23 protein-coding genes are annotated in these 22790 nt (G+C 34.8%); 7 read left to right on the forward strand and 16 right to left on the reverse strand.

Annotated elements, in window-relative coordinates:
* The first annotated feature begins 47 nt into the window (after window positions 1-47).
* The 3 genes from ACFWV9_RS00450 to ACFWV9_RS00460 all read left to right on the forward strand — a co-directional run bounded on the left by ACFWV9_RS00450 (window position 48) and on the right by ACFWV9_RS00460 (window position 2555).
* Window positions 48-1187: a P-loop NTPase gene (locus tag ACFWV9_RS00450; protein WP_411893780.1), complete on the forward strand. Its 1140-nt coding sequence runs from the start codon at window positions 48-50 to the stop codon at window positions 1185-1187.
* Window positions 1188-1427 carry a NifU family protein gene (locus ACFWV9_RS00455; protein WP_411893261.1) on the forward strand — a complete coding sequence of 80 codons (240 nt, stop codon included), beginning with the start codon at window positions 1188-1190 and terminating at the stop codon, window positions 1425-1427.
* A 66-nt stretch (window positions 1428-1493) separates the two neighbouring features.
* The gene (locus tag ACFWV9_RS00460; RefSeq protein WP_411893262.1) at window positions 1494-2555 is read left to right on the forward strand and encodes an NAD(P)/FAD-dependent oxidoreductase; all 1062 of its coding nucleotides are present in this window, start codon (window positions 1494-1496) and stop codon (window positions 2553-2555) included.
* A 76-nt stretch (window positions 2556-2631) separates the two neighbouring features.
* Here ACFWV9_RS00460 and nifJ read toward each other — a convergent pair whose 3' ends face one another.
* Both nifJ and ACFWV9_RS00470 read right to left on the reverse strand, forming a co-directional pair.
* Window positions 2632-6162, reverse strand: coding sequence for a pyruvate:ferredoxin (flavodoxin) oxidoreductase (gene nifJ, locus ACFWV9_RS00465; protein WP_411893263.1), 3531 nt, complete (start codon window positions 6160-6162; stop codon window positions 2632-2634).
* A gap of 97 nt (window positions 6163-6259) precedes the next feature.
* The gene (locus ACFWV9_RS00470; protein ID WP_411893264.1) at window positions 6260-6610 is read right to left on the reverse strand and encodes a 4Fe-4S dicluster domain-containing protein; all 351 of its coding nucleotides are present in this window, start codon (window positions 6608-6610) and stop codon (window positions 6260-6262) included.
* 157 nt (window positions 6611-6767) lie between these two features.
* Here ACFWV9_RS00470 and ACFWV9_RS00475 point away from each other — a divergent pair, with 157 nt between their 5' ends.
* Both ACFWV9_RS00475 and ACFWV9_RS00480 read left to right on the forward strand, forming a co-directional pair.
* Complete coding sequence (locus tag ACFWV9_RS00475; protein WP_411893265.1) at window positions 6768-8624, forward strand: 2-oxoacid:acceptor oxidoreductase subunit alpha; 1857 nt, start codon at window positions 6768-6770, stop codon at window positions 8622-8624.
* 2 nt (window positions 8625-8626) lie between these two features.
* A complete protein-coding gene (locus ACFWV9_RS00480) occupies window positions 8627-9640 on the forward strand; it encodes a 2-oxoacid:ferredoxin oxidoreductase subunit beta (protein WP_411893266.1) in 1014 nt (337 codons plus the stop codon).
* A 41-nt stretch (window positions 9641-9681) separates the two neighbouring features.
* Here the strand turns inward: ACFWV9_RS00480 and ACFWV9_RS00485 are convergent, their stop codons facing one another.
* The 8 genes from ACFWV9_RS00485 to ACFWV9_RS00520 form a co-directional block, all read right to left on the reverse strand.
* Complete coding sequence (locus tag ACFWV9_RS00485; RefSeq protein WP_411893267.1) at window positions 9682-10452, reverse strand: hypothetical protein; 771 nt, start codon at window positions 10450-10452, stop codon at window positions 9682-9684.
* Between the two features lie 73 nt (window positions 10453-10525).
* Window positions 10526-11101, reverse strand: a complete 576-nt coding sequence (locus ACFWV9_RS00490; protein WP_411893268.1) for an electron transport complex protein RnfA — start codon at window positions 11099-11101, stop codon at window positions 10526-10528.
* Window positions 11102-11104: 3 nt separating this feature from the next.
* Entirely contained in the window at window positions 11105-11707 is a 603-nt protein-coding gene (locus ACFWV9_RS00495) for an RnfABCDGE type electron transport complex subunit E (RefSeq protein WP_411893269.1), read from the reverse strand.
* A gap of 5 nt (window positions 11708-11712) precedes the next feature.
* The gene (locus tag ACFWV9_RS00500; protein WP_411893270.1) at window positions 11713-12297 is read right to left on the reverse strand and encodes an RnfABCDGE type electron transport complex subunit G; all 585 of its coding nucleotides are present in this window, start codon (window positions 12295-12297) and stop codon (window positions 11713-11715) included.
* A gap of 2 nt (window positions 12298-12299) precedes the next feature.
* The gene (locus tag ACFWV9_RS00505) at window positions 12300-13304 is read right to left on the reverse strand and encodes an RnfABCDGE type electron transport complex subunit D (protein WP_411893271.1); all 1005 of its coding nucleotides are present in this window, start codon (window positions 13302-13304) and stop codon (window positions 12300-12302) included.
* A 1-nt stretch (window position 13305) separates the two neighbouring features.
* Window positions 13306-14634, reverse strand: coding sequence for an electron transport complex subunit RsxC (rsxC, locus tag ACFWV9_RS00510; protein ID WP_411893272.1), 1329 nt, complete (start codon window positions 14632-14634; stop codon window positions 13306-13308).
* Complete coding sequence (locus ACFWV9_RS00515) at window positions 14627-15544, reverse strand: Fe-S cluster domain-containing protein (protein ID WP_411893273.1); 918 nt, start codon at window positions 15542-15544, stop codon at window positions 14627-14629. Before ACFWV9_RS00515 ends, rsxC begins: the two co-directional genes overlap by 8 nt.
* A 7-nt stretch (window positions 15545-15551) precedes the next feature.
* Window positions 15552-15980, reverse strand: coding sequence for a SoxR reducing system RseC family protein (locus ACFWV9_RS00520; protein ID WP_411893274.1), 429 nt, complete (start codon window positions 15978-15980; stop codon window positions 15552-15554).
* Between the two features lie 188 nt (window positions 15981-16168).
* Between ACFWV9_RS00520 and ACFWV9_RS00525 the strand changes: the two genes are divergently transcribed.
* Window positions 16169-16495, forward strand: coding sequence for a ferredoxin (locus tag ACFWV9_RS00525; RefSeq protein ID WP_411893275.1), 327 nt, complete (start codon window positions 16169-16171; stop codon window positions 16493-16495).
* Window positions 16496-16507: 12 nt separating this feature from the next.
* Here the strand turns inward: ACFWV9_RS00525 and ACFWV9_RS00530 are convergent, their stop codons facing one another.
* The 6 genes from ACFWV9_RS00530 to ACFWV9_RS00555 form a co-directional block, all read right to left on the reverse strand.
* The gene (locus ACFWV9_RS00530) at window positions 16508-17404 is read right to left on the reverse strand and encodes a serine/threonine protein phosphatase (RefSeq protein ID WP_411893276.1); all 897 of its coding nucleotides are present in this window, start codon (window positions 17402-17404) and stop codon (window positions 16508-16510) included.
* A gap of 18 nt (window positions 17405-17422) precedes the next feature.
* Entirely contained in the window at window positions 17423-18112 is a 690-nt protein-coding gene (locus tag ACFWV9_RS00535; protein ID WP_411893277.1) for a GDSL-type esterase/lipase family protein, read from the reverse strand.
* A gap of 80 nt (window positions 18113-18192) precedes the next feature.
* Window positions 18193-19371 (reverse strand): acyl-CoA dehydrogenase family protein, encoded by a 1179-nt coding sequence (locus ACFWV9_RS00540; protein WP_411893278.1) that lies wholly within the window; start codon window positions 19369-19371, stop codon window positions 18193-18195.
* A gap of 64 nt (window positions 19372-19435) precedes the next feature.
* On the reverse strand, window positions 19436-20149 hold the full coding sequence (locus ACFWV9_RS00545) for a tRNA1(Val) (adenine(37)-N6)-methyltransferase (protein WP_411893279.1): 714 nt from the start codon (window positions 20147-20149) through the stop codon (window positions 19436-19438).
* Between the two features lie 12 nt (window positions 20150-20161).
* Window positions 20162-20692 carry a ribosome maturation factor RimM gene (gene rimM / locus ACFWV9_RS00550; RefSeq protein ID WP_411893280.1) on the reverse strand — a complete coding sequence of 177 codons (531 nt, stop codon included), beginning with the start codon at window positions 20690-20692 and terminating at the stop codon, window positions 20162-20164.
* 64 nt (window positions 20693-20756) lie between these two features.
* The gene (locus ACFWV9_RS00555; RefSeq protein ID WP_411893281.1) at window positions 20757-21275 is read right to left on the reverse strand and encodes a 30S ribosomal protein S16; all 519 of its coding nucleotides are present in this window, start codon (window positions 21273-21275) and stop codon (window positions 20757-20759) included.
* Window positions 21276-21444: 169 nt separating this feature from the next.
* Between ACFWV9_RS00555 and ACFWV9_RS00560 the strand changes: the two genes are divergently transcribed.
* Window positions 21445-22734, forward strand: a complete 1290-nt coding sequence (locus ACFWV9_RS00560) for a DUF6252 family protein (RefSeq protein ID WP_411893282.1) — start codon at window positions 21445-21447, stop codon at window positions 22732-22734.
* The last annotated feature ends 56 nt before the right edge of the window (window positions 22735-22790 follow it).

Consider the following 22790-nt stretch of genomic DNA (forward strand, 5'->3'; position numbering starts at 1 on the left):
ATGAACTTTTAGCAGTATCTTTGCATTTAGAATTAATCTAGATAATGGTGAAACTTAACAAACAAGAAATACTTAATGCACTTAAAACCATAACGGTTCCTGGTGAAGGTGAGAACATGGTAGATAGCGGTGCAGTTACGAATGTAGTTACATTTGCTGATGAAGTAATTGTAGATATTACTATAAATAATCCTAGTCTTCAGGCAAAGAAAAAGACAGAGGTAGAAATATTACAAACCATTCATAGAGAGGTTTACGAAAAAGCAAAAATAAAAGTAAATATAAAAGTAGATGCTCCTGCGGAAAAACCTAAAAACGAAATAAAGGGTAAACCAATCCCAGGTATTCAAAATATTATTGCTGTTGCCTCTGGTAAAGGCGGTGTTGGTAAATCTACAGTTACAGCAAACTTGGCGGTTACCTTGGCGAAAATGGGTTTTAAGGTAGGTGTTTTAGATGCAGATATTTATGGACCATCTATACCAATAATGTTTGATTTAGCTTCAGAAAGACCACTTTCAGTTAATGTAGATGGAAAGTCAAAGATGAAACCTATTGAAAATTATGGTGTTAAAGTACTGTCAATAGGGTTTTTCACAAAACCAGATCAAGCTGTGATATGGAGAGGGCCAATGGCATCTAAAGCATTAAATCAAATGATTTTTGATGCAGCTTGGGGCGAATTAGACTTTCTTCTAATTGATTTACCTCCAGGTACAGGAGATATTCATTTAAGTATTATGCAGGCTTTACCTATTACTGGTGCTGTTGTAGTAAGTACTCCACAAAATGTGGCGCTTGCAGATGCGAGAAAAGGTGTGGCAATGTTTCAACAAGAGAATATCAACGTGCCAGTTTTAGGGATTGTTGAGAATATGGCATATTTCACACCAGAAGAATTGCCAAATAATAAATATTATATATTTGGGAAGGAAGGTGCAAAATATTTAGCGGAAGATTTGCAGGTTCCATTTTTAGGTGAAGTACCAATTGTGCAGAGCATTAGAGAGGCTGGCGATTTAGGAAGACCTGCAGCCTTACAAACGGCAACTCCAATTGAAGTTGCTTTTGAATCAATTACTCGCGAGATGGTACAGCAAGTAGTTTATAGAAATGAAGCCTTGCCCGCAACTGAAGCAATAAAAATTACAACAATGGCAGGGTGCTCTGCCGTTAAAAAGAAATAAATGAACTCAGAAGAATTAAAATTAAATGTTGAAAAAGCGTTAGACGAAATTCGACCTTTTTTACAGAGTGATGGCGGAGACATCAATTTATTGTCAATAGAGGATGAGAAGTTTGTTAAGGTACAGCTAGTTGGCGCCTGTACGTCTTGTAGTGTCAATCAAATGACTTTAAAATCTGGCGTAGAAATGACCATTAAAAAGTACGCACCTCAAATAGAACGTGTGATTAATGTTGAGTAAGTAATTTGACACTTATTACAAAAAGACCGAAACCCCATTGTTAGTTTTGTTTCCAATTCTAAATTCATGATTACAACAGATATACTTATTATAGGTGCTGGTCCTACAGGATTATTCACCGTTTTTGAGGCTGGGTTATTAAAACTAAAGTGCCACTTAATTGATGCTTTACCACAACCTGGGGGTCAATGTTCTGAGATATATCCTAAAAAACCTATTTATGATATTCCCGCATATCCAGAAATTCTTGCAGGTGACTTAACAGATAAGCTTCTTGAACAATGCAAACAGTTTGAGCCTGGTTTCACTCTTGGTGAACGAGCTGATACTATAGAAAAACAAGAGGACGGTACATTTATTGTAACTACAAATAAAGGGACAAAACATAAAGCGCCTATAGTAGCAATTGCTAGTGGACTAGGAAGTTTTGAACCTCGAAAGCCTTTAATTCATAACATAACTGATTTTGAAGATAAAGGCGTTGAGTATATGATTAAAGAACCAGAATTATATCGCGATAAAAAAGTGGTTATTGCTGGTGGAGGAGATTCAGCATTAGATTGGAGTATTTTTTTAAGTGATGTTGCATCAGAGGTTACCCTTATACATCGACGCAACGAATTTCGTGGGCACTTAGATTCTGTAGAAAAAGTACAAGAGCTAAAAAATGCAGGAAAGATTAAATTAATTACACCTGCTGAGGTAATTGGTATTGTTGGTGATGATAAAGTAAATGCCGTAGTTGTAAAGCAAGCGCAGCACATTGAAAAAGAATTTGAAATAGAATGTGATCATTTCGTTCCACTATTTGGTTTGTCACCAAAACTTGGGCCTATTGCAAATTGGGGACTCGAGATAGAAAAGAATGCTATTAAAGTGAATAATGCTTTAGATTACCAGACGAATATTCCAGGGATTTTTGCTATAGGCGATGGTAATATTTATCCAGGTAAGTTAAAGCTCATCCTTTGTGGTTTTCATGAAGCTACTTTAATGTGTCAAGCGGCATTTCAGATTATTAATCCAGGTAAAAAAAACGTATTAAAATACACTACGGTTACTGGTATAGACGGATTTGATGGTACTAGAAAAGAGGCTCCCAAGCAAGTCGTTAAAAAGATAAATTAATATTCTACTTACCTTTATAAATGCAAAAACATCTACTTCTTGATGAAATAGATGTTTTTACGAGATGATAAGAAGTTTACATATTTCTGTAAAGCTCTAATCTTTCCCATTTAGTATCAACTTCTTCTTGTGCCTGCTTAAGTAGCTTTGCGCCAACCTCAGCATTTTCCTTAACCACCCTCGTGAACCGAGTTTCGGTATACATAAAATCCTCAAGTGGTGCTGAAGGTGCTTTAGAATCTAATTTAAACTTCTTACCTTTTGGTTTTGAAGGGTTGAATCTAAATAATGGCCAATAGCCCGTTTGCACTGCTTTCTCCTGATGTTTTGCTCCATCCCTTAAATTATAGCCATGATCACCACAATGTGAGTAGGCAATAATTAATGAAGGGCCGTCATAAGCTTCAGCTTCTTCAATAGCTTTAAGAGTCTGCAGATCTTTTGCTCCAATGGCTACTTGAGCAACATAAACGTTTCCATAGGAAACTGCCTGTAATGCTAAATTTTTCTTACTTGTACGTTTTCCAGCTACCGCGAATTTAGCACTAGCTCCAAGTGGTGTGGCTTTAGACATTTGACCACCAGTATTAGAATAAATCTCTGTGTCTAATACCATAATATTGATGTTTTCACCAGAGGCTAAAACGTGGTCAACACCACCATAACCAATATCATAAGCCCAACCATCTCCACCGAGTATCCAAACTGATTTTTTACGTAAGTACTCTGTTAGTTGTAATAATTTTTTGGCTTCAGGCTTGTCAATTATCACCAACTTTTCTTTTAACTTATCTAGGTTTGAAAAATTTTCGGCTTTTTCAGCTTCCGTTTTTTCAGGATTGTTTAAAATAGCATTAACCAATTCAGAACCTACTTCTGCTTCTAATCCTCTTAATAGATTAGTAGAGATTTCTTGTTTTTTAGTTAATCCTAATTTCATGCCTAAACCGTACTCGGCATTATCTTCAAATAAAGAATTTGCCCAAGCAGGTCCTCTGCCAAATTTATTCGTTTTATAAGGCGTTGTAGGTAAGTTGCCTCCATAAATAGAAGAACAGCCTGTTGCGTTGGCAATTAATATACTATCGCCATATAATTGGGTTAATAATTTAATATACGGTGTTTCACCACAACCAGAGCAGGCACCAGAGAATTCAAATAATGGTTCCAAAAATTGTGATCCTTTTACATTATTAACAATTAGTTCTGTTCTGTCATAATCAGGTAAATCAATAAAGAAGTCCCAATTAGGATCTTCTGCACCTTCAACTTTAAGTTTGCTATGCATGTTGATAGCTTTAAACTCTGGGTCGTCTTTACTAACGGCCGGACAAACCTCTACACAAAGGTCGCAACCTGTACAATCTTGTGGAGAAACTTGTAAAACATAGGAGTCTTCTTCCTTATTAAACGGTCGGCCTACTGCTGGAACAGATTTAAGCGTTGACGGAGCGTCGATTAGCTCTTCGTTTGCAACAACCTTTGCTCTAATAGCAGCATGTGGACAAATGACTACACATTTATTACATTGTGTACAGAAATCTTCACCATCCCAAACAGGAATCTTATCTGCAATACCGCGTTTTTCAAATTGAGTTGTTCCTGTTGGGAACGTTCCATCTGCTGGGAATGCACTAACCGGTAGTTCATCGCCTTTTCCTGCTAATATTTTTCCTAAAACTTCTTTTACAAATGGGTCAGCGTTTCCAGTCATCATTGGCTTCAATTCAGCATCACTTGTTACTTGTTTTGGATATTCAACTTTTTGAAGATTTTCTAAAGATTTATCAACAGCGTTAAAATTCATCTGAACAACAGCATCACCTTTTTTAGAATACGATTTTACAATTGCTTCTTTAATTTTTGCGATGGCTTCGTCTTTTGGTAGTACACCAGAAATTGCGAAGAAACACGTTTGTAATACGGTATTGGTACGTTTACCTAAATTTGCTTCTTGAGCTACTTTTGTTGCATCAATTACATAAAAATCTAATTCGTTTTCTACAATCTCTTCCTGCATTTTTTTAGGAAGGATTTCCCAAACAGTATCTTTATCAAAAGGAGAGTTTAATAAGAATGTACCGCCTTTTTTAATATTCTTAAGGATGTCATATTTTTCAATAAAATTGAATTGATGACAAGCAATAAAGTTTGCTTTATGAATTAAATAAGTTGAGTATATTGGTTTAGGCCCAAAACGTAAATGGGATACGGTTTGAGCACCTGCTTTTTTAGAGTCATAAACAAAATACCCTTGTACATAGTTATCTGTGGTTTCACCAATAATCTTAATTGAGTTTTTGTTTGCACCAACTGTACCATCAGAACCTAGGCCGTAGAACATACAATTAAATGTTGTTTTAACAGTATGTAATCTACTACCAACATCTAAACTTCTAAATGAAACATCGTCATTAATACCAACTGTGAAGTGGTTTTTAGGACTTTCTTTATCCAGCTCATCATATACTGCTTTGACCATTGCAGGATCAAACTCTTTAGATGATAATCCATAACGTCCACCAATTATTTCTGGCATTACTCTGTCACTTTCCATAAATGCAGTTACAATATCTTGATATAGAGGTTCACCAAGACTACCCGGTTCTTTTGTTCTATCTAATACGGCAACTTTTTTAACGGTTTCTGGAAGCGCATCAATAAAATGACTAATTGAGAATGGTCTGAATAAGCGTACTATAATAGCACCTACTTTCTCACCATTTTTAACCATGGTATCTACAGCCTCCATCACAGGGCCTTGGCCAGATCCCATTATTACGATTACTTTTTCAGCTTCAGGATGGCCAACATAATAGAACAAGCTATAACGTCTTCCTGTGTGTTTGTAAAACGTTTTCATGGTGTCATCCACAATATCAGGAACTTTGTCATAATACAGGTTAGCTGCTTCTCTGGCTTGGAAGAATACATCGGGATTTTGAGATGTACCTCTTATTACAGGATTATCTGGATCTAATGATCTTTTTTTATGAGCCAATATTGCATCTTCTGGCATCATATCTTTAATTATGTCATCAGTAATACTATCTATTTTAGAAATTTCATGAGATGTTCTAAACCCATCAAAAATATTCATGAAAGGTATTCTAGATTTTAAGGTAGCTACTTGAGAAATCAGTGCCATATCTTGAGCCTCCTGTACTGAGCCACCAAACAACATTGAAAACCCTGTTTGTCTTGCTGCCATAACATCAGAATGATCACCAAAAATCGATAATGCATGTGTAGCAACAGTTCTAGCGGCTACGTGTATAACGGATGGTAATAACTCACCAGCCATTTTATACATATTAGGGATCATCAATAATAAGCCTTGAGAGGCTGTAAAGGTTGTTGTTAGAGCACCAGCCTGCAATGAACCATGTACAGCACCAGAAGCACCACCTTCACTTTGCATTTCAACAATTCTTGGGATATTTCCCCAAATATTTTTTTGTCCTTTGGAGCTATAAATGTCTACGTGTTCGCCCATTGGCGATGCTGGAGTAATTGGGTAGATTGCACAAACCTCATTGGTTTTATGAGCAACCATTGCAACGGCCTCGTTGGCATCACAAATAAGTTTTGGAAACTCTTTTTTCATAATAAATTATATTAATTACCATCGCCATAGGCAAGTGTCATGATGGGTTTTATTCTTAAGAATAGATTTTGGTAAAAACTAAAGCATTTAGTGCTTGTTATTCACCATGTAGCCATGCTTTTTTCTCTAACAAAGCTTCTTCAGTTTCTAAATTATCTTCATCAGGAACACAGCAATCCACAGGACATACAGAAGCACACTGTGGTTCGTCATGGAATCCTTTACATTCTGTACATTTATCAGGAACAATAAAATAGAATTCTTCAGATATAGGGTCATTTTCTTCGTCAGCGTCAACTTCAACTCCACTTGGAGTAGTTATAGCGCCACTTAATTCCGTTTCCTCTGCATAGGTCCATTCTTGGTCTGGTTCGTAAATTGCATTGTTAGGACATTCAGATATACAAGCGTCGCAGTTGATGCATTCGTCTGTGATTATAATTGCCATAATTACTTGATTTTATAAAATACGTTAGTAAAAGTAAAAGTTCTCACGCGTTTTTAATATGATAAAAATCATGTTGTATTTTAATAGTAGAAGGTAAATTTGACATTTAACCGTCATGTGGTTCAATAAACTTAGAATTGAATAATACTAACTTGTTATGAATATCCATTTAGAAGATACACAACCTGAAGTTATAGAGGCCGTTGTTATACGATTTGTTGGAGATTCTGGTGATGGTATGCAGTTAACAGGTACTCAATTTTCCGATACTTCTGCCATGATTGGAAATGATGTTTCAACGTTTCCTAATTATCCTTCAGAAATTAGAGCGCCTCAAGGAAGTTTATATGGTGTTTCTGGCTTTCAAGTTCATATTGGTAGTGTAGAAATTAGTACACCAGGAGATGATGTAGATTTGCTAGTGGCGATGAACCCTGCAGGCTTAAAAACTAATCTTTATGCTGTAAAGCCAGGGCACACCATCATAATAGATACTGATGCGTTTAGTAAAAAGAATTTAGAAAAAGCGAGGTATGAGACAAATCCGTTAGAAGATGGAAGTCTTGATAATTACCGAATTATTGAAGTTGCCATTTCATCGCTTACGAAAGAGGCTTTAAAAGATGTTAAAGGATTAGACAATAAGAGTATCACAAGAAGCAAAAATATGTTTGCTTTAGGTATGGTGTATTGGATGTATCATCGTTCTACAGATTACACCATTGACTTTTTTAATAAGAAATTTGCAACTAAACCCCAGTTAATAGAAGCGAATACTAAAGTATTAAATGCTGGTTTTTATTTTGCTGAAACATTAGAGTTAATTCCAAATTCATACACAATTTCTCCTGCGAATATGGCTCCTGGCACTTATAGAATAATAAGTGGAAATACTGCAACAGCTTGGGGGTTTTTAGCTGCAGCAGAAAAATCTGGCATAGAATTATTTTTGGGATCTTACCCAATAACACCTGCAACGGACATTTTGCACGAATTAGTAAAGCATAAACATTTTGGAGTAAAAGCTTTTCAGGCAGAAGATGAAATTGCTGGAATAACATCAGCAATTGGAGCATCATTTGCAGGTGATTTGGCAATTACTACCACATCAGGTCCAGGTCTTGCATTAAAAAGTGAGGCATTGGGTTTAGCTATGATGGTAGAATTACCTTTAGTTGTTGTTAACGTGCAAAGAGGAGGTCCATCGACCGGGTTACCAACCAAAACGGAGCAGTCAGATTTAATGCAAGCAATGTACGGTAGAAATGGTGAAAGCCCTGTAATTGTGATTGCAGCAAGTACACCTTCAGATTGTTTTAAATATGCATTCAATGCGGCTAAATTGGCCTTAGAGCATATGACTCCAGTTATTTTATTAACTGACGGATATATAGCAAATGGATCTGAGCCATGGCAAATTATGTCGGTTGCAGAAATGCCAGAAATTAGAAATAGTAGAATTAAGGAAGTTAAAGAAAATTGGAATCCCTATGATAGGAATAATGAGACGTTGGCACGTGATTGGGCTGTTCCTGGCACCTTTGGATTGGAACATAGAATTGGAGGTTTAGAAAAAGATAAAACTACTGGAGACGTTTCTCATGTTCCTGAAAATCATGAATACATGACACAAATTAGGGCTGAAAAAATTAAACGTGTAGAAAATTATATTCCTAAATTAGAAACTGAATTTGCTAAGTCGGGTGATTTACTTGTTGTAGGATGGGGTGGGACATACGGTAGTTTACATTCCGCAGTAAAACAATTGAATAATACTGGCTATGACAAGATTGGATATGCTCATTTTAATTATATAAATCCATTACCAAAGAACACAGAAGCTATTTTGAGTAGGTTTAAAAAAATAGTTGTTTGTGAGTTGAACAATGGACAATTTGCTAGTATTTTAAGAATGAATTTCAATTCGTTTAGCTTTTTACAATTCAACAAAATTCAAGGTTTACCATTTGGTAATACAGAACTTACGGAGAAATTTAAGCAATTACTCAATTAATTATGGAAACAAACGCTTTAGAAAAATACACATTTAAGGATTTTGCAAGCGATCAGGAAGTGAGATGGTGTCCAGGTTGTGACGATTATGTTATTTTAAGATCAATGCAAAAGGCATTACCAGAAATGGGTGTAAAAAAAGAGGATGTAGTTTTTATTTCTGGTATTGGATGTTCTTCTCGTTTCCCTTATTATATGGATACTTATGGCATGCATGGAATTCACGGAAGGGCACCAGCTATAGCCTCTGGTGTTAAACTGGCAAATCCAAATTTAAGTGTTTGGGTAATTACAGGTGATGGCGATGGTATGGCAATAGGAGGTAATCATTTTATTCACGTTTTGCGTAGAAACATCAATTTAAATATTATACTCTTTAATAACGAAATTTATGGATTAACCAAAGGTCAATTCTCTCCAACCTCTTTAGTTGGTCAAAAAACGAAGTCATCTCCATATGGCAATACACAACCTCCATTTCAACCAGGAGAATTGGCTATTGGAGCCCAAGCACGCTTTTTTGCAAGAATAGGTGGAAACACACCAAATGAAATGAAGCAAATTTTTATAGATGCTGAAAAATTTAATGGCACGTCTTTAATTGAAATATTACAGAATTGCGTAATTTTTAATGACGGTTGTTTTTCAAAATACACAGATAAAAACGTTAGAACGGATAAACAATTATTTGTTGAACACGGTAAACCAATGATTTTTGGTAAAAACAAGGATAAAGGACTGGTATTAAATAGATTAAAACTCGAGGTCGTGACGCTTGGCGAAAATGGAATTACGGAAGCAGATATTTTAGTACATAATGCAAAAGAACAAGACCCGACGTTGCATCAAATGTTAGTTAGATTAGAATACCCATTAGTTACTGGTATAATAAGAAGTTTTGATGATGTTACTTTAGAAGAACGAGAAGATGCTTTAACGAAAGAAGTCATGGCAAATTCAAAATTTACAAAAACAGATGATCTTTTCTTTTCAGGAGAAACTTACGAAGTGAATTAATATAGTGAAGTAGTCCTGCTATGTAATTACTCATAACAGCCTTAGCGACTGGGTTTTATATATTTAATATTGTACTTATCAAGTATTTTCTTTAAATAGTTTACACTACCAATAACGCCTAAGTTTCCTTCTTGACCAGAAACAATTCCTACCAAATAGCCATTTTTGTCAATTACAGGGGAACCGCTCCGTCCATGAGGTTGAGTATCGGTTTTTAAACGTGTTGTATAAAAATAGTCACCAAGATTGTCAAAGCATTGAAGCTTTATAAGTGCAGGTTTACTATTATCTTTCTGTTTAACTCCCCAGCCAACTGCATAGACAATTTCATTTTTTCTAACAGGTTTAAATCTAATCTTTAGTGGGTATACTTCAGTATTTACGTCTTCAGTCTCAAAAATAATCCAATCTCGTACCTTAAGGGTGTTATAACTCCCAATCTTTTCGTTTAAGTTTCTATTTATTAATCGCTTTATTGAAACAGTATTGTCCTTTTTATTTTTTGGATATAAATTCCAATACCGAAACTCGGTACCTAAATCAATATTATTTATTCCTGGCTGTTTTTCAAAAACCATAAACAGGTGTTTGCATGATACTCCTATAGTATCAATTCCTGTATTTATTAAAAATGAATTTGCGAAATCAGAATAGGTAGTATCTGCAAAACTAATAGTATTTGTTAAGGCGAAATCGGGCCATAGAGATACTGGTTTATCAATCCATGGCTCTTTATTAATTATTTGAGGCTCATTATTACAACCGAAAGTCAATAATAAAAAACTAAATATTATTAATCCGTATTTTCTCATTGATGTAACGATTTGTTTTTAAGGTCATAGGCCTACTGCAAATAGAATAGCAATTACTTATTCCATTCTTGTCTTAAACTAATGCTGCAAATCCTAAAAAAGCTAAAGATAAAAGTCCTGCAACTAACAAGTTTATAGGCACACCTTTCATACCTTCTGGAATATTTGCTAATTCTAGTCGCTCTCTTATACTAGCAAAAACTATTAAAGCTAAGGCAAAACCAATAGCATTTGAAATTGCAAAAAATACAGCTTTAACTAAGCTACTATCTTCTAATCCTAATGCCAATATTGCAACTCCTAAGACTGCGCAGTTAGTCGTAATTAATGGTAAAAACACACCTAAGGCTTGATATAATGCTGGACTCACTTTTTTTAAAATAATTTCTACCATCTGCACTAAAGCGGCAATGACTAAAATAAAAGTGATGGTTCTTAAATAATTTAATCCAGCAGGAACTAAAATATATTCATGCAATAAATAAGTCACAGTAGTGGCAATGGTCATTACAAATAAGACTGCGCCAGACATCCCTATCGATGTCGAAACTCTGTTAGAAACACCTAAAAAAGGACAAATTCCTAAAAATTGGGACAGTACAATATTGTTTACAAAAACAGCGGCTATGAGGATTAAAATATATTCCATTTGTTAGTTTGTTTTAGACACTTTATTGAATACAATAGATAAATATGCCAATGCTATAAAAGCTCCTGGAGGTAGAATAAAAAGAATTAAAGTATTGGCATCTTCTGATACAAAACTGAAATCAAACAAGCTCCCATTTCCTAATATTTCACGCACTGCTCCTAAAGCTGTTAAAGCTATAGTAAATCCAATTCCCATACCTAAGGCATCAACAATAGATGACCATAAATTGTTTTTTGATGCGAAAGCTTCAGCACGTCCTAATATTAAACAGTTTACTACTATTAAAGGAATGAAGATACCAAGCTGTTCATATAAGAAAGGTATGTAGGCTTCTAGTACCATTTCTACAATGGTCACAAAAGACGCAATAATGATAATAAATGCAGGGATCCTCACTTTACTTGGTATTTGAGATTTAATTAAGGATACAACTATGTTAGACATTAGTAATACAAATAGAGTTGCAATTCCCATTCCTAAGCCATTAAAAGCCGATGAGGTGACTCCTAAAGTTGGACACATACCTAATAACATTACAAAAACAGGGTTGTCTTTTACAATCCCTTTTAAAAAGTTCTCTTTTTGTGTTATTTTCTGTGCCATGATATTTAATTTTTAGATGCGTTTGTTTCCAAAAATACATCGTACGCCATTTGAGTCGCTTCACCAAAAGCACGAGTAGAAATAGTTGCTCCGGCTATGGCATCTACGTCACCACCATTTTTTTGTGGTTTTAGATTAAACTCTGATGGCTTTTTACCTTTAAACTGTCTTATAAATTTTTCACTCTTCATTTTAGTTCCTAGACCAGGTGTTTCTTTTTGCTCTAATACAACAATGTTTTTAATGCTTCCATCAGGATTAAATCCAACCATTATTTTAACCAAACCACTATATCCTTTTTCAGAAGAACCAATAACGGCAGTTCCTATAGGTTTGTTATCAAAAGTTCCTGTGTAAATTTCGATACTGTCTTTTGCTTTATCTGATTTCAGCATTAATACATCTTCAACCGGGTTGTTATTAAATTCTGGTAAAACTTGTTTTAAGGCATTTACCTTTCTCTCTAACTTTGCTCTCGCTTTTGGGCCTTTAGTGATATCATTTATAAAACCAAGAGACGCACCTGCAATAATTGTAATTACAAAAAGTGCAATGATCATATTAAAAAAAGTAGATTCTTTTTTACTCATAGTTACACGATTTTTGATTTGATTTTGTTTCCAAATCGTCTTGGTTTAAAATACTTATCGATAAGAGGAACAAAGGCATTCATAATTAATATAGCGAATGAAATACCTTCAGGATAGGCTCCAAATAATCGTATCACTACCGTAATAACTGCAATTCCTATAGCGAATATCATCATGCCTTTTTTAGTCATTGGACTAGTAACTAAATCAGTTGCCATATAGAAAGCTCCCAGAATAGCTCCACCTGACAAAATATGTATTATTGGGCTTGCATAAATTTCGGGATTTACTAACCAGAAGATTCCTGTCATAATAGCCATAGTTACAATAATGGTTGCTGGTATGTGCCAGGTAATCACTTTTCTAACAATTAAAAAGATACCACCAAGAAGCAATGCTAGTGCAGACATCTCTCCTGCCGATCCACTTGTAGTGCCAATAAGTAATTCCATTGTTGAAGGTATTTTTTCGCTAAGTGTGGTCATTGTTTCACCATACATTAGCCCTTCTTTAATAATTCCTAAAGTAGTTTCACCAGTAATTGCATCTAATGATAAATAATTTTCAACAGCAATAGGCCATGAGGTCATTTGAACCGGAAAACAAATAAGTAAAAATACACGACCAACAAGTGCAGGATTAAAAATATTATAACCCAATCCACCAAAAGATAGTTTTGCAACTCCTATAGCAATTAATGAACCAACAACAATCATCCAGATAGGTAAGGTTGCAGGTAAATTAAAGGCCAATAAAATTCCTGTTATCAATGCAGAACCATCTGTAATTGTAATTTCTGTTTTTAGAAGATATTTTTGAATGATATATTCAAAGGCAATACACGAAATCACAGCAACTGAGGTCAGTATTAAAGCACTTATTCCAAAAACATAAACAGACACCAGAAAAGCAGGAATCAGTGCATAAAGCACATCATACATAACTTTTTTTGATGTTCTGGCTGAATGAATGTGCGGTGAGGCTGAAATAATAATTGGATCTGCCATATTAGTTCTTTGTAGTGTTTAATTTTTTAACAATACTTTTTCCAAATCTTATGTAGTCTAACAACGGTCTATGTGATGGGCATATATAACTACAAGAACCACATTCTATGCAAGTCATCGCATCTTCATCTGCCATACGTTCGTAAAAACCTTTTTCTGATAAATTCATTAATAAATGAGGTTCTAATCCCATTGGACAAACAAAGACACATTGACCACATCGTATACAGTTTTTTGATTCTTGCCTACTGGCTTCATCTTCTGAGATAACTAATATTCCCGAGGTTCCTTTTGTAACAGGTACATCCGTATTTTTTATGGCTTTTCCCATCATTGGTCCACCATTCACTATTTTGCGGGTGCCTTCTGGTAAACCACCAACTTCTGCTACTAAATCTTTGATTGGTGTCCCAATTTTCACCCAAAAATTTGAAGCGTTTTCTATCTTTTTCCCTGTCACTGTTACAACGCGTTCAATTAATGGTTGGTCATATTGCACGGCCTGATAAATGGCGAAAATTGTTCCTACATTATGCACAATTACGCCAACATCCATGGGTAATCCTCCTTTAGGTACTTCGCGTTTTAGGATAGCCTTTATAAGTTGTTTTTCACTGCCTTGTGGATATTTAACCTTTAGAGCTGCGACTTTAATTCTTTTATCATCTTGGGCGGCATTTTTTAAAACAGCAATAGCATCCTTTTTGTTATTTTCAATTCCTATAATGGCTTCATTAATATGCAGGGCATGCATTAAAATTTGAATCCCAACAATAATCTCATCTGCTTTTTCAAGCATTAATCTATGATCGGCTGTTAAATAAGGTTCGCACTCTACACCATTAATAATTAAACAATCAATTTTGTTGTCATTTTTAAGATCTAGTTTTACATGAGATGGAAAAGTAGCTCCACCTAAACCCACAATACCAGAATCGGTAATATGTTGTAGGATGTCTTTTTGGTCCATGGTTATTTCCTTTTTTAAAGGAAAATTAGGGACTTCAAAATTTGATTCATTTTTTTGATCGGTTCTTATGACGATGCATTGTTTTTTATAGCCACTTGAATCAACAATCATATCAAGCTTGGTAACAGTTCCAGTTACTGGTGTATGAATATTAGAAGATACAAATCCACCAGACTTAGCTATAACTTGTCCGATTTCAACTTTATCTTTTTTTTCCACAATTATTTCTGAAGGAATTCCAATATGTTGCGCAATTGGAACATATACAACCTTTGGTACAGGCATCCTTTTGATCGCTTTTGAAGACGTAATTTTATTTTCTTCGGGATGAATTCCTCCTTTTGGAAATGTTTTAAGCATTAGCTTGAGGATTTTGTGATTTTACACTTGCTTTATCTAAAATTACATTTTTTGCTTTGGGCTTTACCTCTTTCGGTTTTCTTACTTTTTTTGGTGGAAAGTTAGTTTCTATAATAGAGTGTGTTGGACATACCTCAACACATTTTCTACAAAGCGTACATGCAATAGGGTCTATATAAGCTAAGGTGTCTGTCATAATAACAGCATCTTTAGGACAAATATCTTCACACTTAGAGCAACCAATACAAGCAACATCACAAGCCTTTTTTGCAATACCAGCTTTATCTTCATTAAGACATCCAACAAATATTTTTAAGTCTCGTTTATTACGTGGACGCATTTCAATAATATCTCTCGGACAAGCTTTTACACAAGCTTCACAAGATGTGCATTTGTCCGTGTCAATTACTGGCAAACCTGTGTTTTCATCCATATGCATAGCGTCAAAATCACATACTGCAACACAATCACCGTCGCCTAAGCAACCATATTGACAATCGGTTTCTCCGCCATATACCATGGCAGAAATAGCACAAGTTCTAGGACCTTGATAAATAGTAGTTTTTGGCCTAACATCACAACCTCCTTGACAAAGTATTACTGCTACTGTTGGGTCTTTTTCTGCAACCTCTTTACCTAAGATTTCTGATACTTGCTTCATGACATCATTTCCTCCAACCGGACAAAACAATTCTGAGATATCTTCAGTATTAACAAGCATATCTGCAAAAGCTTTACATCCTGGAGAGCCACAACCACCACAATTAGCTGCGGGAAGTATTTCTTCAACCTCAGCTATCATTGGATTTTCATAAACATAGAATTTTTTAGATACAAAAAAGAGCACTACTGCTGCAATCATACCTAATGATGCTAATAAAAGAACACTATTTAAGATAGATTCTGTCATAATAAAACTATGTTTTTAAGACCGAAATTTTAAACGTTGCTATAAGTTTGTTTTTTAAAAAATAGAGTAAAGCGTAATAAGGGATTAAGACAAAAAGTGCTAACAAACCAGCTAACCACTCTTTTAATAAGCTTGAAGTAATTACTAATGTAAAAACCATTAAGATAAAAGGAAAAACATAGGCCCAGAACACGGCCTTTAAGCCTGTGATTTTTTTTAACGTGACTAATACTTTCTCATTAATTCTAAATGAATTTTCTAAATCATGAGCTTCAACTTTTTTAGTGCTTAATTCCGAAAGACCACATGAGCCTTTGACCTGGCACGACTCACATTGTATATTTTGTTCTAGAGTTATAACAACAGAGTCGCTGTTTATTTTAGAAATAATACCAGCGTGAACAAATGTATTTCTATTTTTTAGTAGGGAATTCATACCTTGTTGTTCTATGCCTAATCACAAATCACTAAATTAGTTATTTGGGGTCTAGGATTATATGACTTATGTCAGGTTAAGCAATCCGTTAAATTTTCATAAAATTTTAATAGTGTAGGTTTTATAACTTATGGGAGTTATAGTTTTTCAAGATATTCACCTATTTTTGCCCGTAATTTTATAGAGTTGTGGATATTACAATCAAAATAACAGATAGAGAAGGTGTCCCTCACAAGGTGTCAGCACCAACAGATATGGCAATGAACCTAATGGAAGTGGTTAGGTCATACGAATTAGCACCAGAGGGCACAGTAGGTATATGTGGTGGAATGGTAATGTGTGCTTCTTGTCAATGTTATATCTTAAGCGATAATGACTTACCCGAAATGACAGATGATGAAGAAGCAATGTTGTCTGAAGCTTTTTATGTGAAAGACAATAGTAGATTGGGATGTCAAATTCCAATTACTCCAGAACTCGTTGGCTTAGAAGTAGAGTTGGCTCCAGAATCCTAGCAATGTGACTTTTTATTCAGTTTTATAATCAATTAGAGGTGCTGGGCCTTCTAATAGTACCCGAACAATTTTCAAAGTACCATCATCAGCTGTAGAAATTTGCCATTTGATAAGTGCAATTTTCCCATTTTCAATTTCTAGTCCGGTAATACTTCTAGGATGCACACAACTCCCATCATTAAAAAATGCAATATCACCAGGTTCGGGAAATCGAGGTCGATGCGTATGTCCAGTTACGGTAACTAGATTTTCGTTTTCTATGATCCATTTTTTTGTACGCCGTTCAACTTTAATAAGCTCTTTATAATTTTTTGCTGGACTTGTTGGATCTGCAATACCCATAACGTTAAGAGGTTTCCACAGAATTCTTACCATAAATCTGCTCCATTTCCAAAAGAGATAATTCCACCAATCTGCTTGATGACCATGACACAAGAATAACTCTTGTTTTGTATCTGAATGTTCTAGTACAATGCCTTCATGGTATTTTATGTCGCAAAACAGTTCTTCGTCATTACCTGTTTTAGGGTCAAAATAGGTGTTTAGGTATTTTTTCACATAGTTTTCATTCCGATAAACCATATCATGGTTACCCCAAATCATATGAAGTCGCTCCTCATCATGAAATTGCTTCATAAGCATGAAAACATTTTTATGAGCGTGCAAGATGGAATTAAACGATAAGTTTTCCCATAGCTCATCACCATCACCAAGCTCACAGTAATTAAACCCGTTATTGTAATAATGTTTTAGCGCATGGAAATAGATGTTGCGATTATTAGTAAAATCATCTGCAAAGCTATTGTCTCCTCTATGACAATCGCTAAATAAAATAAACTTAGAATCGTCATTGAACGGAATACGAAATGCGTTTTTATAAGCCTTTTTTAATCTACTTTTTGAAGACATAAATCGAATTTACGCAATTTATTCCATTAGCATTTCATATGCTAAGGGAAGTAATTGTGTCACTAATTGAGAATAAGCAAATTCGGAAGGATGTAAATTATCTGGCGCAATAAGTTCAGGGTTTGTAAGACCTTCAAAAATTAAATCTTGAGCATCGATTAAATTATAGTTGTTCTCATTGCAGAAGCTTTCAATGAATGCATTATATACTGTAATTTCATCTGTAATAGTGGCGCCTCCAAAAGCTTGACCAAAGCCAGTATTGGCATAATCTGGTATGGAAATGATTATCACATTATTTTTATCTCCTTTCGCAAGGGCTGTTGCGGTATTTACAAGCTCTGGGAAATCTTCTTCAAACCAAGAAAAAGGCCTATTTTGAAACTGATTGTTAACACCAATTAATAAGGTCACTAAATCATAATCATTTGTGAGGTTCTCACTTGATATTCCATTAATGAGATTTGAAGTATTCCATCCGGTTTCAGCTATTACCTTGAGGTTAAAAGTATCTTGAATGCTAAACTTTGTAACTAAACTATCTTTTAATTGAACAGGGTAGCCGCATGTATCGCATACACCTTGCCCTTTTGTATAGCTATCGCCCAATGATAAAATATTATAAGTTTTGGGTATGACTTGTTCAGTGTCATCAGATGTGCAACTATATGAGCAAATAATAATTAAAAGTAGATAGAACTTTTTCATCTCGGTAAAGATACAACATCCCTAAACAATAAAATGCTTCCAGATAAGTGGAAGCATTTCAAAATTTTTATAAGAATATTTTATTTGAATGCGTTTAAGCCCGTAATATCAAGACCAGTTATAAGCAAATGAATATCGTGTGTACCTTCATAAGTAATAACACTTTCTAAATTCATCATATGTCGCATTATACTGTATTCACCAGTTATACCCATTCCGCCAAGCATTTGTCTTGCTTCCCGAGCTATTTTAATAGCCATATCAACATTATTTCGTTTTGCCATGGATATTTGAGCTGAAGTTGCTCTATTTTCATTTTTTAATTGCCCAAGTCTAAAAGCAAGCAATTGTGCTTTAGTTATTTCGGTAATCATTTCTGCAAGCTTTTTTTGTTGTAGCTGAAAAGCGGCAATAGGTTTTCCAAACTGAATTCGCTCTTTAGAGTAACGCAATGCAGTGTCGTAACAATCCATAGCAGCACCAATGGCTCCCCATGCAATACCGTATCGAGCTGAATCTAAACACCCAAGTGGTGCGCCTAAACCAGATTTATTCGGCAGTAAGTTTTCTTTTGGAACCTTAACATCTTGAAAAATCAATTCACCAGTAGCCGAAGCCCTTAACGACCATTTATTATGAGTTTCTGGAGTTGAGAATCCATCCATACCTCTCTCAACGATTAGTCCATGAATACGCCCTTCTTCATTTTTAGCCCATACCACAGCTACATCACAGAAAGGTGAGTTGCTAATCCATAGTTTAGCACCATTTAACAAGTAATAATCACCCATATCTTTGAAACTGGTAGTCATGCCAGAAGGATTACTGCCATGGTCTGGTTCTGTTAAACCAAATGATCCCATCCATTCACCTGACGCTAATTTTGGTAGAAATTTTAGCCGTTGTTCTTCAGTTCCATATTTCCAAATAGGATACATTACAAGAGAAGATTGAACAGATGCTGTACTTCTTACACCTGAGTCACCACGTTCAATTTCTTGCATAATAAGACCATAAGATATTTGATCTAATCCTGCACCACCATATTCTTCGGGAATGTATGGTCCAAAAGCACCAATTTCTGCTAATCCATTGATTATTTGCTTAGGAAATTCTGCGCGTTGTGCATAATCTTCTATAATTGGAGAGACATCTCTTTTTACCCATTCTCTGGCGGCATCTCTTACTAACTTATGTTCTTCTGTAAACAGATCATCAAGGTTATAATAATCTGGAGCTTCAAATAAATCTGGCTTCATAATTGAAATTAAAATTTATAAAAAACAAAAGTAACGAAAACGTTTTCATTGCCCAACCAAAGCACTACATTTTCAAGTAAAAATCTTTGGTCAATTCTATATAATCATCAGTGTAATTATGTCGAGAATTTTCAATTAATAATTCTGAAATTTTTGGTTGGTGAGTTTCAAAGGAAAAAGCCATTAGGCTTCTTTTAATTTCAGAATTTTTATGACCTTTTACTCGGGTAAGTTTTATCAACTTTAGACCAGTTTGTAATGCCAAATTGATGAATTTTGCCTCTTCCTTGTATGGTATTATGGTTGAAAATATACCAGTAGGACTTAATAAATTGCCAGCTGCATAAACAAGATGTTCAAAAGGCATGGCATCATTAAATCTTGCCAAATCACGCGCCTTATTATTTGTTTTAAAATTTTCAGAATAAAATGGCGGATTGCAAATAATAGAATCGTACTTGTCGTTCACTTCCTCAACAAATTCCATGAGTGAAGCATGGTAACAAAATAATCGGTCATTCCATGTTGAATTCTCAAAGTTTTCTGCACATTGTTCAAAGGCGTCAGCATCTATCTCAATAGCTTCAATAACTTGAGCATTACTTCTTTGAGCAAGCATTAATGAAATAATTCCTGTACCAGATCCAATATCTAATATTGAAAAGGGTTTATGATCAATTGTAGACCATGCGCCTAGCAGAACACCATCTGTCCCAATTTTCATGGCACATTTATCTTGCTTAACTGAAAATTGTTTGAATTTAAATAGATCTGACATGTATAATTATAATTACTCCTCGAGGTATAGGTCTATTAATCCTTCTGGTGTATTCACAAAAATCGTTTTGTTTTTCCTATCAACCTTAATTATAAATTCATCATTCATAGGGATTAGGATTTCAGTACCATTTCTATCTATTTCAAATAGTGCTTGTGCAGTAGCGTCATTGATGTTTTTTAAAATGCCAACGTTGCCAAATTTTTCATCTGTAATGTTAAAACCAATTACCTCATGAAAATAAAATTTGTCACCTTCTAGTTTTGGCAACAATTCTAGTGGTAAATAAAGATCAGATTTAAGTAGAGAGTCAGCATCAGCTTCGCTATCAACATCTTCTAATTTAAGTCGTAAAAGGTTGGATTTATGCAATTGGGATTTTTCAATAAAAAAAGGAATCAAATTCCCACGTAAATCAATAAAAATGGCATCAAGACTATCGTACAAATCAGGTTCATCAGTGTCTAATTTTGCCAATAGCTCACCTTTAAAACTGTATTTTTTAACAATCTTGCCTAGATAGAAACAATCTTCCTTTCTCATATTGGTAGTAAATAAAAAACTCCGATAGAAACTATCGGAGTTTAAAAGTATAAAAATTTAATTTTTATTCTTCTTCGTTTGAAGCTGTTGTTTCTTCTGTTGTTGCATCTTCTGCAACCTCTTCTTCTTCAACTTCTGGAGTAGCTGCTGCAATTCTGGCTTCGTTTACCGCTTTCTCAGCTTCTAAAGCTAAGGCTTTAGCTTCTGCGTCAGCTTTAGATAACCCATCTGCTTTTGCTTGAACTTTAGCCATTTTTTCTTCCAACCAAGCATTGAATTTGCTTTCAGCTTGTTCTTCAGTTAATGCGCCTTTTTTAACACCACCAGCTAAATGATTCTTCAATAAAGCACCTTTATAAGATAAAATTGCTCTAGCAGTATCAGTTGGTTGTGCACCATTCTGTAACCATTGTACAGACTTATCTACATTCAACTCAATTGTTGCTGGGTTAGTGTTTGGGTTGTAAGCACCTAATTTTTCAAGGTATTTACCATCTCTTTTTGAGCGACCATCTGCCGCTACAATCCAGTAATAAGGTTTTCCTTTTTTACCGTGTCTTTGCAATCTGATTTTTACAGGCATAATAATTAATTAGTGAGGTTCTCGACCTCTGTTATTAATGAGGGCGCAAAGATAATACATTTTTTCAATTTTCAATGCTTTAACACACATTAGTCAATTTTAAAAAATATTATACTTTTGACATGCCTGATTCGTTATATTTGAATCGTAGTAAAAATTGCAAATTAGAATGAAAAAAATATTCCTCTTATCTCTCACTTTTCTTTTGATTTTTAGTTGTGGTGATGAAATTCAATTTAACAATCCTGCTTTTCAAGGCGATAGAGAAAATGAACTCTGGAGAGCTAAAGTTTTCTATGCAGGTATTGAAGCAAACGGTTTTTTAACAATAGTTGGGACCAATAATATTGAGACTGTAGAACTTAAAATACCAACTGTTGCTGAAGGCACTTATATTTTTGGTGATGTTAATACAATAGAAGCAGTTTACAGAGATGCATTTGATACGAGATATTCTACTAATAATAGACCAGATGAGAGTGTATCTGTTTATCCTGAATTAGGCGAAATCGTAATTGAAGAAATTGATTTAGTAAATGCAACTTTTACTGGCACTTACAGATTTTTGGCGTTTGATGAATCTGGTTTTAACTCTATTGGTTTTACTAACGGAATTTTCTATAAAGTACCATTGGAGTTCGGTGAGTTCCCTGCAGACCCTGTTTCATGTGAAGATGTACAAGTTAATGCTCTTTCAGCTAGACTTGCCTATGAGGCAACTTTTGCTCCAGAATTAGATTTTATAGATGCAGCAGTCTTAGCTGATGCATGCAACAATTATATTGCCGCATTAAACACACAGCGAAATTATTGTGGTGATGTAGATGGAGCAATACAAGGTATAATTGATAGTTTAGGAGACTGTCAGATAACTTGTGCCCAAACTATTTCCAATAGGTTAGAGGCAGAGAACCAATTTAGTGGTGCTACAATTGGGACTTACATAGCACTTTGTGACCAATACAGATTTTACCTCCTTGAGGAAATAAATGTTTGCGGTCCTGGTGACGGAACTACACAGCTAATTTTTAATGACCTTAATTGTAATGATAATGATGGTGATGGTATTGCTAATATCCTTGAGGATTTTAATGGTGATGGCAATTTCGGAAATGATGACAGTGATAATGATGGAATTGTAAATTATTTAGATGATGATGATGATGGTGATGGCGTATTAACAATTGATGAAGCTTTTGATGCCAATGGAGACCCAATTGATACAGATGGTGATGGTGATGTTGACTTTTTGGACAATGACGATGACGGTGATGGAATTTTTTCAAATTTTGAAACAGGAGATACTGATGGTGATGGCACACCAGACCATTTAGATAATGATGATGATGGAGATGGTATTTTAACTATAAATGAAAATGCAGATCCAAATGGAGATGGTAATCCCGCAGATGCTGTAGATACAGATGGCGATGGTGTTCCAGATTATTTGGACGCATAAATAAATGATAAAATATGTTTCAAAACGCTACCTAAAAGGTGGCGTTTTTTGTTTAC

This window comes from Winogradskyella sp. A2 (assembly GCF_046762865.1).
GTDB lineage: Bacteria > Bacteroidota > Bacteroidia > Flavobacteriales > Flavobacteriaceae > Winogradskyella.

What these genes read in the sequence shown, in the direction of transcription:
- ACFWV9_RS00520 (WP_411893274.1), bottom strand. Translation starts at nt 15,980, where the DNA reads ATGAATTCCCTACTAAAAAATAGAAATACATTTGTTCACGCTGGTATT.
- ACFWV9_RS00535 (WP_411893277.1), bottom strand. Translation starts at nt 18,112, where the DNA reads ATGAAAAAGTTCTATCTACTTTTAATTATTATTTGCTCATATAGTTGC.
- ACFWV9_RS00530 (WP_411893276.1), bottom strand. Translation starts at nt 17,404, where the DNA reads ATGTCTTCAAAAAGTAGATTAAAAAAGGCTTATAAAAACGCATTTCGT.
- ACFWV9_RS00495 (WP_411893269.1), bottom strand. Translation starts at nt 11,707, where the DNA reads ATGGCACAGAAAATAACACAAAAAGAGAACTTTTTAAAAGGGATTGTA.
- ACFWV9_RS00515 (WP_411893273.1), bottom strand. Translation starts at nt 15,544, where the DNA reads ATGACAGAATCTATCTTAAATAGTGTTCTTTTATTAGCATCATTAGGT.
- ACFWV9_RS00505 (WP_411893271.1), bottom strand. Translation starts at nt 13,304, where the DNA reads ATGGCAGATCCAATTATTATTTCAGCCTCACCGCACATTCATTCAGCC.
- ACFWV9_RS00485 (WP_411893267.1), bottom strand. Translation starts at nt 10,452, where the DNA reads ATGAGAAAATACGGATTAATAATATTTAGTTTTTTATTATTGACTTTC.
- ACFWV9_RS00540 (WP_411893278.1), bottom strand. Translation starts at nt 19,371, where the DNA reads ATGAAGCCAGATTTATTTGAAGCTCCAGATTATTATAACCTTGATGAT.
- ACFWV9_RS00480 (WP_411893266.1), top strand. Translation starts at nt 8,627, where the DNA reads ATGGAAACAAACGCTTTAGAAAAATACACATTTAAGGATTTTGCAAGC.
- ACFWV9_RS00455 (WP_411893261.1), top strand. Translation starts at nt 1,188, where the DNA reads ATGAACTCAGAAGAATTAAAATTAAATGTTGAAAAAGCGTTAGACGAA.
- rimM (WP_411893280.1), bottom strand. Translation starts at nt 20,692, where the DNA reads ATGAGAAAGGAAGATTGTTTCTATCTAGGCAAGATTGTTAAAAAATAC.
- ACFWV9_RS00500 (WP_411893270.1), bottom strand. Translation starts at nt 12,297, where the DNA reads ATGAGTAAAAAAGAATCTACTTTTTTTAATATGATCATTGCACTTTTT.
- ACFWV9_RS00460 (WP_411893262.1), top strand. Translation starts at nt 1,494, where the DNA reads ATGATTACAACAGATATACTTATTATAGGTGCTGGTCCTACAGGATTA.
- nifJ (WP_411893263.1), bottom strand. Translation starts at nt 6,162, where the DNA reads ATGAAAAAAGAGTTTCCAAAACTTATTTGTGATGCCAACGAGGCCGTT.
- ACFWV9_RS00475 (WP_411893265.1), top strand. Translation starts at nt 6,768, where the DNA reads ATGAATATCCATTTAGAAGATACACAACCTGAAGTTATAGAGGCCGTT.
- ACFWV9_RS00545 (WP_411893279.1), bottom strand. Translation starts at nt 20,149, where the DNA reads ATGTCAGATCTATTTAAATTCAAACAATTTTCAGTTAAGCAAGATAAA.
- ACFWV9_RS00470 (WP_411893264.1), bottom strand. Translation starts at nt 6,610, where the DNA reads ATGGCAATTATAATCACAGACGAATGCATCAACTGCGACGCTTGTATA.
- ACFWV9_RS00560 (WP_411893282.1), top strand. Translation starts at nt 21,445, where the DNA reads ATGAAAAAAATATTCCTCTTATCTCTCACTTTTCTTTTGATTTTTAGT.
- ACFWV9_RS00490 (WP_411893268.1), bottom strand. Translation starts at nt 11,101, where the DNA reads ATGGAATATATTTTAATCCTCATAGCCGCTGTTTTTGTAAACAATATT.
- rsxC (WP_411893272.1), bottom strand. Translation starts at nt 14,634, where the DNA reads ATGCTTAAAACATTTCCAAAAGGAGGAATTCATCCCGAAGAAAATAAA.
- ACFWV9_RS00555 (WP_411893281.1), bottom strand. Translation starts at nt 21,275, where the DNA reads ATGCCTGTAAAAATCAGATTGCAAAGACACGGTAAAAAAGGAAAACCT.